22 protein-coding genes are annotated in these 15,422 nt (G+C 62.2%); all 22 read left to right on the forward strand.

Translation table 11 applies throughout. The annotated features are described in order from the left end of the window. Positions 1-3: 3 nt before the first annotated feature. Positions 4-840: a DnaT-like ssDNA-binding domain-containing protein gene (locus MKK04_RS12040; protein ID WP_241106657.1), complete on the forward strand. Its 837-nt coding sequence runs from the start codon at positions 4-6 to the stop codon at positions 838-840. After that, positions 797-1,369 carry a hypothetical protein gene (locus tag MKK04_RS12045; protein WP_241106658.1) on the forward strand — a complete coding sequence of 191 codons (573 nt, stop codon included), beginning with the start codon at positions 797-799 and terminating at the stop codon, positions 1,367-1,369. The genes MKK04_RS12040 and MKK04_RS12045 overlap by 44 nt, the downstream gene beginning before the upstream one ends. Next, the gene (locus tag MKK04_RS12050; protein WP_241106659.1) at positions 1,366-1,731 is read left to right on the forward strand and encodes a hypothetical protein; all 366 of its coding nucleotides are present in this window, start codon (positions 1,366-1,368) and stop codon (positions 1,729-1,731) included. The genes MKK04_RS12045 and MKK04_RS12050 overlap by 4 nt, the downstream gene beginning before the upstream one ends. Beyond that, complete coding sequence (locus MKK04_RS12055) at positions 1,724-2,164, forward strand: RusA family crossover junction endodeoxyribonuclease (protein WP_241106660.1); 441 nt, start codon at positions 1,724-1,726, stop codon at positions 2,162-2,164. Before MKK04_RS12050 ends, MKK04_RS12055 begins: the two co-directional genes overlap by 8 nt. A 43-nt stretch (positions 2,165-2,207) precedes the next feature. Next, positions 2,208-2,837, forward strand: a complete 630-nt coding sequence (locus MKK04_RS12060; protein ID WP_241106661.1) for a hypothetical protein — start codon at positions 2,208-2,210, stop codon at positions 2,835-2,837. Further along, on the forward strand, positions 2,834-3,313 hold the full coding sequence (locus tag MKK04_RS12065; RefSeq protein WP_241106662.1) for a hypothetical protein: 480 nt from the start codon (positions 2,834-2,836) through the stop codon (positions 3,311-3,313). The genes MKK04_RS12060 and MKK04_RS12065 overlap by 4 nt, the downstream gene beginning before the upstream one ends. Before the next feature lie 60 nt (positions 3,314-3,373). Next, positions 3,374-3,844, forward strand: coding sequence for a gas vesicle accessory protein GvpU (gvpU, locus tag MKK04_RS12070; protein ID WP_241106663.1), 471 nt, complete (start codon positions 3,374-3,376; stop codon positions 3,842-3,844). 175 nt (positions 3,845-4,019) lie between these two features. Then, entirely contained in the window at positions 4,020-4,265 is a 246-nt protein-coding gene (locus MKK04_RS12075; protein ID WP_012271404.1) for a holin, read from the forward strand. Beyond that, entirely contained in the window at positions 4,262-4,771 is a 510-nt protein-coding gene (locus MKK04_RS12080; RefSeq protein WP_241106664.1) for a glycoside hydrolase family protein, read from the forward strand. The genes MKK04_RS12075 and MKK04_RS12080 overlap by 4 nt, the downstream gene beginning before the upstream one ends. After that, positions 4,768-4,995: a hypothetical protein gene (locus tag MKK04_RS12085; RefSeq protein ID WP_241106665.1), complete on the forward strand. Its 228-nt coding sequence runs from the start codon at positions 4,768-4,770 to the stop codon at positions 4,993-4,995. The genes MKK04_RS12080 and MKK04_RS12085 overlap by 4 nt, the downstream gene beginning before the upstream one ends. A gap of 6 nt (positions 4,996-5,001) precedes the next feature. Continuing rightward, positions 5,002-5,454, forward strand: coding sequence for a lysis system i-spanin subunit Rz (locus tag MKK04_RS12090; RefSeq protein ID WP_241106666.1), 453 nt, complete (start codon positions 5,002-5,004; stop codon positions 5,452-5,454). A gap of 9 nt (positions 5,455-5,463) precedes the next feature. Next, a complete protein-coding gene (locus tag MKK04_RS12095; RefSeq protein ID WP_241106667.1) occupies positions 5,464-5,997 on the forward strand; it encodes a terminase small subunit in 534 nt (177 codons plus the stop codon). Beyond that, entirely contained in the window at positions 5,972-7,471 is a 1,500-nt protein-coding gene (locus tag MKK04_RS12100; protein ID WP_241106668.1) for a terminase, read from the forward strand. Before MKK04_RS12095 ends, MKK04_RS12100 begins: the two co-directional genes overlap by 26 nt. Before the next feature lie 11 nt (positions 7,472-7,482). Beyond that, on the forward strand, positions 7,483-7,746 hold the full coding sequence (locus MKK04_RS12105; protein ID WP_241106669.1) for a hypothetical protein: 264 nt from the start codon (positions 7,483-7,485) through the stop codon (positions 7,744-7,746). 2 nt (positions 7,747-7,748) lie between these two features. Further along, on the forward strand, positions 7,749-9,443 hold the full coding sequence (locus MKK04_RS12110) for a portal protein (protein WP_241106670.1): 1,695 nt from the start codon (positions 7,749-7,751) through the stop codon (positions 9,441-9,443). Then, positions 9,444-9,749: a Bbp19 family protein gene (locus MKK04_RS12115; RefSeq protein ID WP_241106671.1), complete on the forward strand. Its 306-nt coding sequence runs from the start codon at positions 9,444-9,446 to the stop codon at positions 9,747-9,749. Further along, positions 9,746-10,453: a hypothetical protein gene (locus tag MKK04_RS12120; protein ID WP_241106672.1), complete on the forward strand. Its 708-nt coding sequence runs from the start codon at positions 9,746-9,748 to the stop codon at positions 10,451-10,453. The genes MKK04_RS12115 and MKK04_RS12120 overlap by 4 nt, the downstream gene beginning before the upstream one ends. Positions 10,454-10,463: 10 nt before the next feature. Next, a complete protein-coding gene (locus tag MKK04_RS12125; protein ID WP_241106673.1) occupies positions 10,464-11,462 on the forward strand; it encodes a major capsid protein in 999 nt (332 codons plus the stop codon). 39 nt (positions 11,463-11,501) lie between these two features. Beyond that, a complete protein-coding gene (locus MKK04_RS12130; protein WP_241106674.1) occupies positions 11,502-11,948 on the forward strand; it encodes a Bbp16 family capsid cement protein in 447 nt (148 codons plus the stop codon). Positions 11,949-11,957: 9 nt separating this feature from the next. Further along, positions 11,958-12,407 carry a hypothetical protein gene (locus MKK04_RS12135; protein ID WP_241106675.1) on the forward strand — a complete coding sequence of 150 codons (450 nt, stop codon included), beginning with the start codon at positions 11,958-11,960 and terminating at the stop codon, positions 12,405-12,407. A 58-nt stretch (positions 12,408-12,465) separates the two neighbouring features. Next, positions 12,466-13,101: a hypothetical protein gene (locus tag MKK04_RS12140; RefSeq protein WP_241106676.1), complete on the forward strand. Its 636-nt coding sequence runs from the start codon at positions 12,466-12,468 to the stop codon at positions 13,099-13,101. After that, on the forward strand, positions 13,098-15,422 hold the full coding sequence (locus MKK04_RS12145) for a hypothetical protein (RefSeq protein WP_241106677.1): 2,325 nt from the start codon (positions 13,098-13,100) through the stop codon (positions 15,420-15,422). The genes MKK04_RS12140 and MKK04_RS12145 overlap by 4 nt, the downstream gene beginning before the upstream one ends.

Genomic DNA, 15,422 nt, shown 5'->3' on the forward strand with positions numbered 1-15,422 from the left:
CCCGTGGACTGGTTCCGGATGTATGGCGAGTTCGCCACCGACCCCAAGGTGCAGATGATGAGCGAGGCTGACCAGCGCCGCTTCATCATGCTGCTTTGCCTGCGTTGCAGTAACGGCGATGTAACGTTACATGAAACGGAAATCGCATTTCAGATGCGCATTACCGATGAGCAGTGGCAGGCCACAAAAGCGCTGTTTTTGGCCAAAGGGCTGATTGATGAAGCGTGCCGCGTCATCGCCTGGGACAAGCGACAGTTCACATCCGACTCAAGCAAGGCAAGGGTTGCAGCGCATCGAGCAAAGAAGAAACAGGCACGTAACGTTACGGTAACGCCCCCAGATACAGATACAGATACAGAAGAAACACCACCACCAGCGCGCGAGGACGATTTCGATTCCCGCGTCCGCTTCGCCATGACTGCCGACTGGCAGCCAAGCCAGAAGACTTTCCAGGCCGTGTTGCTCCAGATGGGCATCACGCAGCAGGCCTTCGACCAGGACCAGTTCCTGGAATTTCGCTCGTTCTGGCTCGCATCGCCGGACGACCACCGCACCCAGGCCAAGTGGGAGCACGCACTGGCCAGCCACCTGAAACGCAATCTTCGCCAGGCGCAAGCCGGGGGGAACACCCATGCAAACTCAAGAACAGGTACAGGCTCAGCTCAACAACCTGGTCAACAACGTCGTCTCTCTGCCGTCGACAGGGTCGAAGCGAACGTCGCAGCGCAGCGAGCAGCCCGCGGAGAAGGCGCCGGAACCGCTGAGCCTTGGACTGCTGGAGAAACTTTGGATCACGATGACCCAGACGTATGGCCACAAGTGGACCAGCAACTTCGGTGACGCGCCGAAGGCTGACCACGCATGGGCAAAGATCCTCGGCGGGCTCAGTGGCCTGCAAATCGCGAACGGCCTGCGCCGCATGATCGAGCTGGCTGCCGCCAATACAGGCAAGGAGTCTTGGCCGCCGGATGCAACCGAGTTTCGCGCCATGTGCCTGCATGTGCCTGGCCTGCCGCCAGTCGACCAGGCATGGACCGAGGCCCTGATGGGCAAGTACAGCCACGAAGCGGTGCGCGTAGCCGCAGAAGCCACCGGCACGTTCGATCTGCGCAGCGCCAAGCACAGCGACAAGGCCCTGTACCAGCGCTTCGAACGCAACTACGCCATCGTGCAGCGCCGCGCCCAGAACGCCCAGCCACTCGATGGCCGTATCGCCCAGGGCATTGAGCACGACAGCGGTATGAAGGCCCAGCTGGCCAAGTCACACCAGGAAGCCCGCGACCTGGTAACCGCACAGAACATCCCCACTGATGGCAAGGCAGCACGTGCGCTGCTGCTGGCCAAGCTCGGCATTCGGAGGCCGGCATGAGCAATTCCACCATTCGAGATCAATTCGAGGCCTGGGCAAGTGGCCAATTCATCATGCCTGTGGATGTGATCAAGGCGTGCCGTTACGAAGACACCTACGCCAACACGGTGCTGAACATCGCCTGGCGTGGATGGGCTGCCTCACATGACCAGTCTCACGGCCAGATTCTTGCGTTAAGCCGCGACGTCTCCATCGCCCGCCGCCAGAAGTCGCAGTACTTCCGTGCGGTGAAGTGGTTCTTAGCCAGCACCAGTTTCGAACCCCAGTCGATTCCGACGCCGGTACGACTGACCCTGGTTCATGTGGCCAGGACGTTGATCGAGAAGGCCAAGCGGGCTGCTGCGGAGGTGGCCAATGGCTGACCTCAAGCCAGTTCAGTTCCTGGTGCCAGGCGAACCCGTGGGGAAGGGCAGACCACGCATCTGTCGCGTAGGCGGCCATGCCCGCATGTTCACCCCGCAGAAGACCGCCAGCTACGAGGGCCTCATCGCGCTGGCCGGTACCGAAGCCATGGCCGGCCGCACGCTGCTGGAAGGCGCCGTCATGGTCGAGATGCGCATCGTCCTGGCCATCCCTCAATCCATGTCGAAAAAGCGGAAGGCCATGGCCATTGCCGGCGAGCTGTTCCCGACCAAGAAACCCGACATGGACAACGTAGTCAAGGCGATCTACGACGGCCTCAACGGCGTGGTATGGAAAGACGACGTTCAGGTCGTCGACGCGTTCGTGCGCAAGCGCTACGGCGAAGTTCCGGGCGTGCACGTGCGCATTGTGCCGCTGGAGGCAGCAGCTTGACCCGCAACACAACGATCTACGCGGAACTACGCAAGGGGGCAGTATGAGACTTGGAAGCGCACGCCTCGCATGGCACGACGCGTTCTACACGCCCTGGGACAGCGTCATGCACCACGGGCTGGAGGGGGCAAAGCTCGCCAAGCGCGGGTATGTGGCGAACGAAACCCGGCCGGAGCGCTGGGAGAACACGGGTAAGTGCGCCCACATGGCGCTGGCGGGGAGGGTGCAGCATGCCATTGCCAGCCTTCACCCTCGGTACCAGGTGTTCGGCCACCACCTGTACGCCCCAGTGATCAGCACCGAGGTGTCGAACAACTGGGAAGAGTCGGCGGTCGAGCTGCTGGCCAGCCACGTGCACCTGGCCCTGAAAGAGCGCGGCGAGAAGCGCACGTGCCACCTGTACAGCCGCGAGTACTGGGTTGCCCGTGGCGTGCTGGTTCGGTACCGGCACATGGTGCAGGGCGGAATGGGCGCCAACCCTGACCCGATGGCTGCCCAGTGGGTATTCCGCGACTGGCTGGCAGACAACCACGGCGTTGAGCTGGATAGCCGCAACTGGGCCAGGCAGTGGGGCTGGCTGGTGCAGCTGATGTTCGATCAGGCTGGTATCATCGACGGCATGTGCTTGCGCCCAGTTGGGCGCGTGCTAAGCGAAGAGAGGGAGGCAGCTTGAAGGACGACAGACTAAGCATTCCAATGGACCCTGGCTATGCAGCGGCGCTCGGTGTTGCTCTGTATGCTTTTGGCAGACTCGAATGGGATGTTATTTGGTGCTGCGAGCGCATGGAGCCTGGATCAATCACAAAACTCACCGAACTGACGTCTGGGGTGGTGAAGAAAAGATTCAGAAAGCTTTCGGAGCAAATTGAAGATGATGCCCTGAGAACAAGCTTGCTACAGGCCGCTGATCAATTTGATCCACTGGTTGATATCCGCAACGACTTCGTTCACGGAAATCCCTTCACAGACAGCGACGGCGGACAGAGAGTCGGCGGTAAAAATGGAACATGGACTGTCGAGCGGCTTGAAGAGGCGGCTGATGAGTTCACGACCTGCTCAAGGGTTTTCAATGCGTTCGTGCACGGAGCCTTGAGCGACCTCGCCGCACATCGAAGCATGGTGCTGAGTGATGATAGCGAGACCGCATGATGTCACCATGCCTCTATGTTGGAGTATGCTCGGCACTCACTCAGCAATCAGGAATGCAACATGGAAAGTGAAGTTCAGAGCGTGGGCGAGCCTCCAGCCACTGAGGATGTTTCGAAAGCGCTAGTCGATATTGAGCAATCTTGGCGCGGGAAGGGCACTGATTGGTTCCTTCAAAAGCTTGCGTCGTGGGCCAACCAGAATGGGATGGAGTTTGGACTAACACTCCATACCCCAACAGGCATCGTGAGCGGCACGCTTATCTCCCATGTAACCTACTTCAAGGCATTCGCTGAGGAATTCGCAGGGCCTTGGTTAGGCGAAGATGAGGGTCCTCTTCGGGATGCAATTTCGACGTACGGAGATCCGCTACCAGGTGATGATGAGCCAGGAGCTTCGATCAATTTCATTCACCTCAAAGACGCCCAGTTCTACGCGCCTGGTCAAAACCCCATGCCTGAAAATGGGATTTTGTGGCGTGGAAAGATCTCAGCTGTTTGCAGCTTCCACTTGGGACGTTTTGCCCAAGCTTGACAAAAATGTGCGGGTTTCGGCATGATTTCCCCACTGTGACAAGCAGCACCCGAAACACTAAAACCCGCCATTGAGCGGGTTTTTTTCTTGCCTGCAAACAATCAAACGACCCCGCCATCGAGCGGGGTTTTGCGTTTCTGGAGGCCCCATGAAAGCCCCAGCAAGGAGCAACCCAATGTCGAAACCGGAAGGCATCGTTGAAGCAGTCGGCGCCTCTGTGGCGAACAAGGGCATGCTCGTCGGCGCCAGTACCGGCTTTGTCGGCTGGCTTTCCCAGGTGAACTGGGTTGGCTTCGCCGGCGTGGCCATCGCCTTGATCGGCTTCCTGGTCAACACGTACTTCCAGATCCGCAAGGATCGCCGGGAGGCGGCAGAGAGCCAGGCCCGTATCCAGGCCCTGCGCGAGCAATGCCAGCGATGAGCGTGCGCAATCGGGTGGCCGTGGGCCTGCTGACCATGAGCCTGGCCGGCTTCGGCGCCTGGAAGGCCAGTGAGGGCTTCACGCCTGTCGCGGTCATCCCCACCAAGGGCGACGTTCCCACCATCGGCCACGGCTCCACCAGGTGGGAAGACGGCAGGCCGGTCAAGATGGGCGACACCATCACCCGCCAGCGCGCCGAGGTGCTGGCCCGCACGCTCAACAGCCAGGCCGAGAAGCAGTTTGCCGCCAGCCTGCCGGGCGTAAAGCTGCATCAGGAAGAGTTCGACCTGTACATGGACTTCGTCGGCCAGTACGGCATGGGCAACTGGCGGCCGTCATCGATGCGCCGCGACCTGCTGGCCGGCAACTACGTCCAGGCCTGCAACGACCTGCTCAAGTACAAGTTCGCCGCCGGCTACGACTGCTCGACCCCGGGCAACAAGCGGTGCTGGGGCGTCTGGCAGCGCCAGCTCGAACGACACGCCAAGTGCATGGGCGCGCAATGAGCCGGAAGCAGCCGTACACCCCCTGCAAGCTGTACATCGATGGCGCCGATGGCATTGCGGTCGGCGACTTCATCACCACCGCTGCCGGGTCTGCCTATCTGGTCCAGACGCTACGGCTGAGCCGCACACGGCCAGAGCGCAAGCACATGGATTGCCTGCGCTGGCCCATGGCCGAGATCCCCGCTGATGCACGCTGCTACCAGCTGACCTGGTACCGGAGGTAAGAGCCAATGACCAACTATCTGATGGCCGGCCTGCTTGCCTGCGGCGTGGTCATCTACGCCGGCTGGCAGAAGATCGAGGCCCAGTCCCTGGCACTGGACCAAGCCACCCAGCAGGTGGCAACGCTGAAAGCCGCAGCCGAGTCCCGCCGCAACACCATCAAGCTGCTGGCCGACCTCGACACCCAACACACCCAGGAGCGCGAACGTGCGAACCAGACCAATGCGAGCCTTCGTGCTGATGTCGCTGCTGGCCAGCGCCGGTTGTCAGTCCTCGCCACCAGCTGCGGCGCCACAGGATCTTCCACCACCGCCGGCCTGGGCCATGCAGAAGCGCGAGCCGAACTTGACCCAGCGGCTGCTGAACGAATTGTCCGAATCGCCAACGACGGCGACGACGCCATCCGCCAACTGACAGCCCTGCAGGACTGGGTCAGCAAGGCCTGCCCCATCGCGCAGTGAGGAATTCCCATGGCCATGACCGTGAAGCGCCACCGGTTTGTGGCTGAGTACCTGGTGGATCTGAATGCCACCCAGGCAGCGATCAGGGCCGGATACGCCAAGAAGGGGGCCAAGGACCAGGCATATGCCCTGATGCAGATCCCAGAGGTTGCCCAAGCCATCGAGGCGGCCATGGGTGAGCGCAACAAGCGGCTCAAGGTCGACGCCGACTATGTGCTGCAACGGCTCGTAGAGATCGACCAGCTCGACCTGCTGGACATCCTGGAGGACGACCTTTCCCTCAAGCCGCTCAAGCAGTGGCCCAAGGCGTGGCGCCAGTACCTGGTTGGCTTCGACTTGGCCGAGATGTTCGAAGGGCAGGGCAAGGACCGGGACATGGTCGGCATCCTCAAGAAGATCAAATGGCCCGACAAGGTCCGCAACCTGGAGCTGCTGGGCAAGCATGTGAACGTGAACGCCTTCAAGGAGCAGGTCGAGGTGAACGTTACCGGCTTAGCCGACAGGATGGCGAAAGCCCGTGAACGCCTCAAACAGCGAGATTGATTACGAGCAGGAACTGGCAAACGACATCGCCAGTTTCTCGGATGATCCGCTGGGGTACGTGCTGTACGCGTTCCCATGGGATGAGGCAGGCGGCGAGCTGGCCAACAAGACCGGCCCCCGAAAGTGGCAGCGTCAAGTGCTGGACTCGATCGGCGAACAGCTGCGGGCCGGCGCGAAGGACCGAGGCGAGGTAATCCGCGAGGCGGTGGCAAGCGGCCACGGTATCGGCAAGTCGGCGCTGGTGTCCTGGGTCATCAAGTGGGCGCTCGACACCGAGGTCGATACCCGTGGCGTGGTCACCGCCAACACCGAGAGCCAGCTGCGGACCAAGACCTGGCCCGAGGTGGCCAAGTGGAACAGGCTTTCGATCACCGCCCACTGGTTCAAGCTGACCGGTACCGCGCTGATCAGCACCGACCCGGACCACGAAAAGAACTGGCGCATCGATGCGGTGCCATGGTCCGACACCAACACCGAGGCGTTCGCCGGCCTGCACAACGAAGGCAAACGCATCCTGCTGATCTTCGACGAGGCCTCGGCTATCGCCGACCTGGTGTGGGAAGTGGCAGAGGGCGCCCTGACCGATGCCGACACAGAGATCATCTGGGCTGCCTTCGGCAACCCGACCCGTAACAGTGGCCGCTTCCGCGAGTGCTTTACCAAGTTCAAGCACCGCTGGCGGCACCGGCAGGTCGACAGCCGAACCGTCGACGGCACCAACAAGACGCAAATCGCCAAGTGGATCGCCGACTACGGCGAGGACAGCGACTTCGTCCGTATCCGCGTACGCGGCATGTTCCCGAGGGCTTCCGACTTGCAGCTGATTCCAACCGACTGGGTGGCCGAGGCCATGCGGCGCGAAGGCGTGTACGGCCTGGACGACGCCCTGGTGTGCGGCATCGACATTGCCCGCGGCGGCATGGACAACAACGTCATCCGCTTCCGGCGCGGCATGGATGCCAAGAGCATCAAGCCGATCAAGATCCCGGGCAGCGAGACGCGCAACACCACGCCGTTCATTGCCAAGGTCTGCACCCTGGTGGTGGAGCACCGGCCGGACGCGGTCTTCGTCGACTCCACCGGCGTTGGCGGTCCAGTTGCTGACCAGCTCCGGCGCCTGCTGCCTGGCGTGATGATCATCGATGTGAACTTCGCCAGCCAGGCGCCCGACCGGCACTACGCCAACATGCGGACCTACATCTGGTGGCGCATGCGTGAGGCCATCAAGTTGGGCCTGGCCATCGAGAGCGACACCGAGCTCGAAACCGAGCTCACCAGCCCTGAGTACGACCACAACTCGTCGGACCAGATCGCGCTGGAGAAGAAGAAAGACATCAAGAAGCGCCTAGGCATCAGCCCCGACGACGGTGACGCGCTGGCCCTGACCTTCACCATGCCGGTGATGAAGGCCCAGTACCAAGGCAATGGCGGCGTCAACGGCAGCCATCAATCCGAATACGACCCTTTCAACTGAGGACAAACCCCATGGGCGGAGCAGTCAAGAAGGCGGCAAACGTCGCGACCCTGGGCCTGAGCAGTGCTGTGCTCGGCGATTCCTTCGACACGCCGAAGACCGATACCACCACGGCCCAGGACGTTGATACCAACGACGTATCGAACGCTGATGCGCAGGGCTTTGCCGACGACAAGCGCCGCCGTGCCAAGGCTGCCGGTATCAGTTCCACCATCCTTGGCGGGGCCAGCGCGGCCGCAGCACCGACCGCCACCAAGACTTTGCTGGGGCAATAACCATGGCCACCGACAGCCCACGCAAGCTGGCCGAGAAGCGGCTGTCAGCGCTGAAGAACGAGCGCGCTTCCTGGGACACCAACGCCAAGGAGATCTCCGACTTCATCCTGCCCATGCGCTCCCGGGTGATGAACGACGACACCAACCGTGGCGACCGCCGCAACAACAAGATCATCAACAACCGGGCCACCATGGCCAGCCGCACCACGGCGTCGGGGATGATGAGCGGCATCACCTCGCCAGCGCGCCCATGGTTCAACCTAGCGCCTGTGGCCAGGGCCATCATGGAGTTCGGCCCGGTCAAGTCGTGGTTCTACGAGTGCACCCAGCGCATGCGCGATGTCTTCCTGCGCTCGAACCTGTATCAGGTGCTGCCGACCTGTTACCAGGAGATGTGCACCTTCGGCACCGGCTGCATCTGGGTAGACGAGCACCCAGACACCGTGATCCGCTGCGAAGCCTTCACTTGGGGTGAATACTGGATATCGAACGGCGCAGACGGCCGCGCCGCTGCCATCTACCGCGAGTTCAAGTGGACAGTGAACCAGTTGGTGCAGAAGTTCGGCTTGGAGGCGCTGAGCCCAGCTTCCAGGGCTCTGTACGAGAACAACAACGGTGACCAGTTCATCAGCTGCGCCCAGCGCGTCGAGCTGAACATGCACGCTAACCCAGACCGCGCTGGCAGCCGCAATCTGCCGTTCTCGGCGCTGACCTGGGAAACGGGTGCGCCAGGCGACATGGTGCTGGAGGACCGCGGCTATCACGAATTCCCGGCCATGGCCGTGCGCTGGGAGTCGATGCCGGGTGATGCCTACGGTACCGGCCCAGGTCGAATCTGCCTGGGCGATGTGAAGGCCCTGCAACTGTACGAGCGCCAGGCTGCCCGCATGACCGAGACAGGGGCCAACCCACCCCTGCAGGCGCCCGCTGAACTGCGTGGCCAGCCCAGCAGCACCATCCCAGGTGGTGTGACCTATGTCCCCATGGTGGGCGGCCAAAACCAGATGGCGCCGATCTACCAGCCAAACCCATCCTGGTTGTCGCCAATTCAGGCGAAGATTCAGGAGCACGAAGGCCGGATCAACGAGGCGTTCTTCGTTGACCTGTTCCTGATGGTGAGCCAGCTCGACACCGTGCGTACCGCCACGGAGATCGCGGCCCGCAAGGAAGAGAAGATGCTGATGCTCGGGCCAGTGCTCGAGCGCATCAACGATGAATTACTCGACCCGCTGATCGATCGCACCTTCAACATCATGCTGCGCCAGTCCATGCCGATCTGGGCCGGCATCATCGATGGCGACCCACTGCTGCCGCCACCGCCGCAGGAGCTGATTGACGCCAACAGCGAGATCCAGGCCGAGTACGTGTCGATCCTGGCTCAGGCGCAGAAGTCTCAGAACGTGCTGGGTCTGGAGCGCTTCGCGACCTTGGCCGGCAACCTGTCTGGCGCCTTCCCCGAGGTTCTGGACAAGGTCAACTCAGACCAGCTCATTGAGGAATACGCCGACGCTATCGGCGTGGTTCCGACCGTTGTTCGCGGTGATGACGAGGTCGCCGCTATTCGCGAGCAGCGCGCCCGACAGCAGCAGGCCGAGCAAGCCCAGCAGGCCATGGGCTCTGCAATCCAGGGCGCCAAGCTCCTGTCCGAAACCGAAGTCACCCCGGACAACGTCCTGGGCCAGATGCTGGGGGCCTAAATGTTCGACGACGCCGAGATTCTGCAGAAGCGGGAGGACGCCGCACGCCTGGAGCAAGAGCAGGCGGCTCAGGACTTCAAGTGGCTGATGGCTGATCCCCGGGGCCGGCGCCTGGCCTGGAAGCAGCTTGAAGCCGCCCGCGTGTTCCACCCGGTCTACGACCCGCAGCCAATCCCAATGGCCTTCAACGAAGGTCGCCGCCAGCACGGCCTGAGCCTGCTGGAGCGCATCAATACCCTGTGCCCGCACCTGTATCAGGTGATGGTCGCGGAGAACACCACCAAACCCGACGAGGCAAACGCATGAACCTCTTCATCCACGGCCGTCTCGGTCACTTCCTCATGAACGAAGCCGGCGCCGATGGCAGCCAGGCCGGTGGTGCAGCCGCTGCCACGACCTCTGCCGAGCCACAGAGCAACATCCTCGGCGGCGACCAGGGCGCCCAAGGCCAGCAGCAACAGCAGGCCGGTGACGCCAACCAGCAAACCCAGGAAGGCCAGCAGCAAGGCCAGAAGCAGGAAGGCGAGGGCGAGCAGGCGCAGAAGCCCGTTGTCCCCGAAGCCTACGCCTTCAAGGAACTACCCGAAGGCTACGCAATGAGCGAGCAGCAGCTGGCAGAGGTCAGCCCCCTGTTCAAGGAGCTGGGCTTGACCCAGGAACAGGCTGACAAGCTCGTTGCCTTCGACGCCAAGCGCGCCCTGGCCGCCGAGCAAGCCGGCCTGGAACAGCGCCAAGGCCTGGTTTCCGGCTGGGAAAAGTCCCTGCGCGAGGACGCAGCCTTCGGCGGCGCCAACTTCGACGCCAACGTAGGCGTTGCCCAGAAAGCCCTGGCCCAGTTCGGTACCCCCGAGCTGAGCACCATGCTCAAGGAGTCCGGCCTGGGCTCCCATCCCGAAGTTGTTCGGCTCTTCCACCGGATCGGCCAGCAGTTGGCCGAGGGCCAGCTGCATAGCGGTTCCGGCAACCAATCCCGAAAAACCGACGCCGAAGTCTTCTACGGCAAATCCTAAGGAGTGAACCATGGCCGTTATCGCCCAAACCTCCCTGACGCTGGCCGATTGGGCCAAGCGGCAGGACCCCGACAGCAAACCGGCGCGCATCATTGAGATGCTGAGCCAGACCAACGAGATTCTGCCCGACATGCTTTGGCAGGAAGGCAACCTCGCTACCGGTCACCGCACCACCATCCGTACCGGCCTGCCGACCGGCACATACCGTGCGCTGAACGCCGGTATTCTGCGCACCAAGTCCACCACCGTTCAGGTCGACGAGACCTGCGCGATGCTGGAAAACCTCGGCATCGTTGACGAGGCTCTGGCCAACCTCAACGGCAACACTGCCGCATTCCGCCTGTCCGAGAACGCCGCTTACATCGAGGGCATGAACCAGGACATGGCCACCGGCCTTTTCTACAACAACAGCGCTCTGGAGCCTGCCAAGTTCCTGGGGATGGCGCCTCGTTACAGCGACAGCACGGCGAAGAACGGTCAGAACATCATCAAGATGGGTGGCGCTGGCTCGGACAACGCCTCTATCTGGCTGATTGTCTGGGGTGACCAGACCGTGCACGGCATCTACCCGAAGGGTTCCAAGGCCGGCCTGGACCACAACGACATGGGTATCGAGCTGGTAGACGACGGCTCTGGCACCAACCGCGTGTTCCGCGCCTACCGCGACCACTACAAGTGGGACTGCGGTATCGCTCTGCGCGACTGGCGCTACGCAGTCCGCATTTGCAACATCGACATCAGCGATCTGCTGGCCGACACCAACGGCACCAGCGTCAAGATCATCGAGGCGATGATTCGTGCAGTTCACCGCATCCCGAACCTGCGCATGGGCCGCCCGGCCTTCTACATGAACCGCACCATCCGCGAGTGCCTGGACATCCAGGCGATGAACAAGGCCAACGTCCAGCTCAAGATCCAGGAGTACGACGGCGAGTTCATCACCAGCCTGCGCGGCGTGCCGTTCCGCACCGTGGACGCACTGCTCAACTCTGAATCGCCGGTCGTTTGATCGGCGCTTCACCCGCCAATCCATCTTTGGAGAATCCTCATGATCACCGACAAGCTGAACCTGTTCAGCGGCTTGACTGGTCAGGCAGTCACCGCCACGGCGGCATCGACCGACGTTATCGACCTGGGCCCGTTGACCCATGGCAACACCCGCCGCGACATCGGGGCAGGCGAACCCATGTTTCTGGTAGTCGCTGTGCTGGCTGCCGCCACTGCTGCTGGCGCTGCAACCGTTAACTTCCAGTTGCAGACCAGTGACGACAACGCCACCTGGGTCACTCTGTTTGACTCTGGCGCTACCGCTCTGGCCGACATGGCTGCCGGCAAGCGTCCTGTGGCTGTGTCCGTCCCGCGCGGCGTTCGCCGCTACCTCCGCGTCAACTACACCGTTGGCACCGGTCCACTCACTGCTGGCACTTTCTGGGCTGGCCTGGTGAAGGATGTGCAGGACACTGCTACCTACGCCAGCGGCTTCGTAATTGCGTAAGGAGCAGCCATGAAAGTTATCGCACTCGAGCGCGGCTACTACGGCGGAAAGATCCAAGACCCACCAGAGGCTGGTGGCGAACCCTTCGAGATCCAGAAGGAAGGCCACCTGGGCAAGTGGATGCAGCCGCAGGGCTGGACGCCATCAGCCGCAACCAAGCCTGTGGCTGGTACCAACACCGGCAGCCAGGGCGGCGGGGCGCCGCAGCCAGCCTTCACCGTCAAGCACAACGGCGGCGGCCGCTACATCGTCATCAATGCAGCAGGCGAGAAGATCGGCGATTTCGTCGGCGCCAACAAGGAAGAGGCCCAGGCCGAAGCCGATCGCCTGATCGCTGGCGGCGAGCCGTATGTGAAGCCTGACGACACCACCAACGCCAACACCGGCAGCCAGGGCGGCGGGGCGGATGGCGGTGGAGGCGGCAACCCCGACGATGACGACGACGGCCCGGACGCCTGAGTCAGCACCATCCCGCATCCAGGGCCCTTCGGGGCCCTTTTTCAAGGAGCCAGCATCAATGTCATCTGTGATCGACATCTGCAATATTGCGCTCTTCCGCATCGGCAATAGCACTCGCATCGATGACCTGGAGGAAGCCAGCACGCCTGCCCGGATCTGCAAGCAGTTCTACGAGAGCTGCCGGGACTTTGTGCTGCGCGCCGACTGCGACTGGGGTTTCGCCACTGCCTTCGCTCAGCTGGCCGAAGTCGCCGTTAACCCGAACCCCGAATACCCCTACGCGTACGCCGTGCCGAACGACTGCATGCGGGTGCGCCGCATCGTCAACCCGGTCTTTCCGCAGGGCGTATGGCCGGCTGGCATGGACTGCCAGATGCCGGAAATTCCGCGCATCCCGTTCCGGATCATCAACGGGACCAGCCAGCGCCTGATCAGCACCAACGTTTCGCCGGCAACCCTGGAGTACACGTTGAAGGTCGAGTCACCGGAGATGTTCGACCCCATCTTCGTTTCGGCTCTGTCTTGGTACCTGGCCAGCCAGATCGTTGCACCGCTGGCGAAAGATGCCGGTATCGCCTCGGCCTGTGCTGCCGAATACAGGGCCGAGATCCTGACCGCTGCTGCAGCAGCCCTCAACGAGGGAGTCACGCAGTACCAGCGCGAATCCATTTTCATCACGGGGCGCGGCGCATGACTGACGTTATCCAGCCGTCCTTCAGCGCTGGCGAGGTCGCGCCGGCCACCTATGCCCGGGTTGATCTGGCTCGTTACTACACCGCGCTCAAGACCTGTCGGAACTTCGTGGTGCTGCCTGAGGGTGGTGTGCAGAACCGCTCCGGCACGCGCTTCATCGCCGAGGTGAAGGACAGCGCGGCCCGTGCCAGGCTGATCCCGTTTCAGTTCTCGACCGAACAGACCTACATCTTGGAGTTCGGCAACCTGTATATCCGCTTCATCAGCATGGGCGGGCAGGTGGTCAGCGGCGTCACACCATACGAGATCGCTTCCCCGTACACCACGGCCCAGCTGCCTGACCTCAAGTTCACCCAGTCGGCTGATGTGATGACCATCGTGCATCCAGATCACCCGCCGCGTGAGTTGTCGCGCCTGGCGCCCACCAACTGGACGTTGACGGCCATTACCTTCGAGCCTGGCATTGCAGCGCCTACTGGCCTTGCCGCAACGCCGCGTACGGGCGGTTCCGGCGACACCACCGAATATCAATACAAGGTCACCGCTGTAAGCAGCATCTCGGAAGGCTCCGTCGAGTCGTGGGCCAGCAACACGGCCACGGTGAACAGCTTCGACGACAAGCCCGGGGCAACCCTGGCATGGACCGCAGTTGCCGGCGCCGATCACTACAACGTTTACAAGAACAAGTCATCTGGTGTGTTCGGCTTCATCGGGCAGTCGGCCGGCGTGACCTTCAACGACATCAACATCACGCCCGAAACCGACAACACCGTGCCTATTGGCTACAACCCGTTTGCTGATGGGAATAACCCCTCGGTCGTTGGTTACTACCAGCAGCGCATGGCCTTTGCTGCCAGCACCGCCAACCCGCAGACCGTGTGGATGTCGCGCACCGGGGACTTCCACAACTTCGGTTACTCCGACCCGAGCAAGGACCACGACAGTATCGAATTCGTCATCGCCAGCCGGCAGGTCAACCAGATCCGTCACCTGGTGTCGCTGCGTGAACTGCTGGCCATGACCTCTGGCGCTGAGATCGCCATTACCGGCTCTAGCGATTCTGGGGTTACGCCGGCCAACGTGTCGGCGGTCGAACAGAGCTACTTCGGCTCCAGCGACGTCATCCCGGCCATCTACGCCAACACGGCGCTCTACATCCAGGCGCGGGGCGGCAAGCTCTCGACGCTGGCTTACAACTACGTTTCGGACGGCTTCCAGCCGCAGGATGTAAGCGTGCTGTCGTCGCACCTGCTGCGCGGGTTCACCATCCAGGATCAGGCATTCGCCCTGGCGCCAAACGGCGTGCTGTGGATGGCTAGGAACGACGGCATGCTCTTGGGCTTCACTTTCCTGCCAGACCAGCAGGTCTACGGCTGGAGCTGGCATGACACAGATGGCGCAGTCGAGGCGGTGGCCAGCGTGCCGGAAGATGACGAGGACGCCCTGTACATGGTCGTGCGGCGCACCATCAATGGTGTGACGAAGCGCTACATCGAGCGCATGGCCAGCCGCCAGCTGACCAAGTTCGGTACCGGCGACTATTGGTTCGACCGGGCGTTCTTTGTCGATTGCGGGCTTACCTATGACGGCCGCCAGCCAGGAAGCGCGGTCCTGACGGGCGGTACCGACTGGAAATTCCCGAACCTGCTCACGCTGACCGTGGGTGTCGCTACCTTCAACTCCGGCATGGTGAGCCGGTATGTGGTCATGCACGGCGCCGGTACGGATTCCGTCGAGGGCGACAGGGTTGTGCTGAAAATCAACGCCTACACCTCGCCAACCGTCGTTACCGTTGAGCCACAGACCATCGTTCCGGAGTCTCTACGCGGTATCCCCGCGACTCGATGGGGCCTGGCTGCAACGGCAATTTCCGGCCTGGGCCACCTAGAAGGCAAGACCGTCAGCATCCTGGGCGATGGCAACGTAGTGCGTCAGCAGGTTGTCACCGCAGGCGCCATCACGCTGGATAACCCAACCTTGGTGGCTCATGTCGGCTTGCCTATCACCGCCGACTTCGAAACGCTTGATATCACCCTGCAGAACAACCAAGCGTTCCTTGGCTCGAAGAAGCGCATTAACCAGGTGGTTGTGCTGTGCCAGGAAAGCCGGGGCATCTTTGCCGGCCCGAACGCCGACAACCTAGACGAGTTCAAGCAGCGTGCTGGCGAGAACTATGGCGAGCCGATCGAACTGCTCACAGGGCGTGCTGAGATGGAGATCCCTTGCAACTGGAACTCCGAGGGTCGCCTGTTCATTCGCCAGTCCGACCCGCTTCCGCTCACCATTCTGGGGGTCATGCCCAATGTCCAGGCCGGCGGCTGA

It is taken from the genome of Pseudomonas sp. LS.1a (genome assembly GCF_022533585.1).
In the GTDB taxonomy this organism is placed as follows: Bacteria; Pseudomonadota; Gammaproteobacteria; order Pseudomonadales; family Pseudomonadaceae; genus Aquipseudomonas.

Coding starts and splice junctions, on each gene's coding strand:
- MKK04_RS12135 (WP_241106675.1), top strand. CDS start 11,958: ATGAAAGTTATCGCACTCGAGCGCGGCTACTACGGCGGAAAGATCCAA.
- MKK04_RS12050 (WP_241106659.1), top strand. CDS start 1,366: ATGAGCAATTCCACCATTCGAGATCAATTCGAGGCCTGGGCAAGTGGC.
- MKK04_RS12090 (WP_241106666.1), top strand. CDS start 5,002: ATGACCAACTATCTGATGGCCGGCCTGCTTGCCTGCGGCGTGGTCATC.
- MKK04_RS12060 (WP_241106661.1), top strand. CDS start 2,208: ATGAGACTTGGAAGCGCACGCCTCGCATGGCACGACGCGTTCTACACG.
- MKK04_RS12145 (WP_241106677.1), top strand. CDS start 13,098: ATGACTGACGTTATCCAGCCGTCCTTCAGCGCTGGCGAGGTCGCGCCG.
- MKK04_RS12115 (WP_241106671.1), top strand. CDS start 9,444: ATGTTCGACGACGCCGAGATTCTGCAGAAGCGGGAGGACGCCGCACGC.
- MKK04_RS12105 (WP_241106669.1), top strand. CDS start 7,483: ATGGGCGGAGCAGTCAAGAAGGCGGCAAACGTCGCGACCCTGGGCCTG.
- MKK04_RS12080 (WP_241106664.1), top strand. CDS start 4,262: ATGAGCGTGCGCAATCGGGTGGCCGTGGGCCTGCTGACCATGAGCCTG.
- MKK04_RS12075 (WP_012271404.1), top strand. CDS start 4,020: ATGTCGAAACCGGAAGGCATCGTTGAAGCAGTCGGCGCCTCTGTGGCG.
- gvpU (WP_241106663.1), top strand. CDS start 3,374: ATGGAAAGTGAAGTTCAGAGCGTGGGCGAGCCTCCAGCCACTGAGGAT.
- MKK04_RS12140 (WP_241106676.1), top strand. CDS start 12,466: ATGTCATCTGTGATCGACATCTGCAATATTGCGCTCTTCCGCATCGGC.
- MKK04_RS12055 (WP_241106660.1), top strand. CDS start 1,724: ATGGCTGACCTCAAGCCAGTTCAGTTCCTGGTGCCAGGCGAACCCGTG.
- MKK04_RS12095 (WP_241106667.1), top strand. CDS start 5,464: ATGGCCATGACCGTGAAGCGCCACCGGTTTGTGGCTGAGTACCTGGTG.
- MKK04_RS12110 (WP_241106670.1), top strand. CDS start 7,749: ATGGCCACCGACAGCCCACGCAAGCTGGCCGAGAAGCGGCTGTCAGCG.
- MKK04_RS12085 (WP_241106665.1), top strand. CDS start 4,768: ATGAGCCGGAAGCAGCCGTACACCCCCTGCAAGCTGTACATCGATGGC.
- MKK04_RS12045 (WP_241106658.1), top strand. CDS start 797: ATGACCCAGACGTATGGCCACAAGTGGACCAGCAACTTCGGTGACGCG.
- MKK04_RS12125 (WP_241106673.1), top strand. CDS start 10,464: ATGGCCGTTATCGCCCAAACCTCCCTGACGCTGGCCGATTGGGCCAAG.
- MKK04_RS12120 (WP_241106672.1), top strand. CDS start 9,746: ATGAACCTCTTCATCCACGGCCGTCTCGGTCACTTCCTCATGAACGAA.
- MKK04_RS12130 (WP_241106674.1), top strand. CDS start 11,502: ATGATCACCGACAAGCTGAACCTGTTCAGCGGCTTGACTGGTCAGGCA.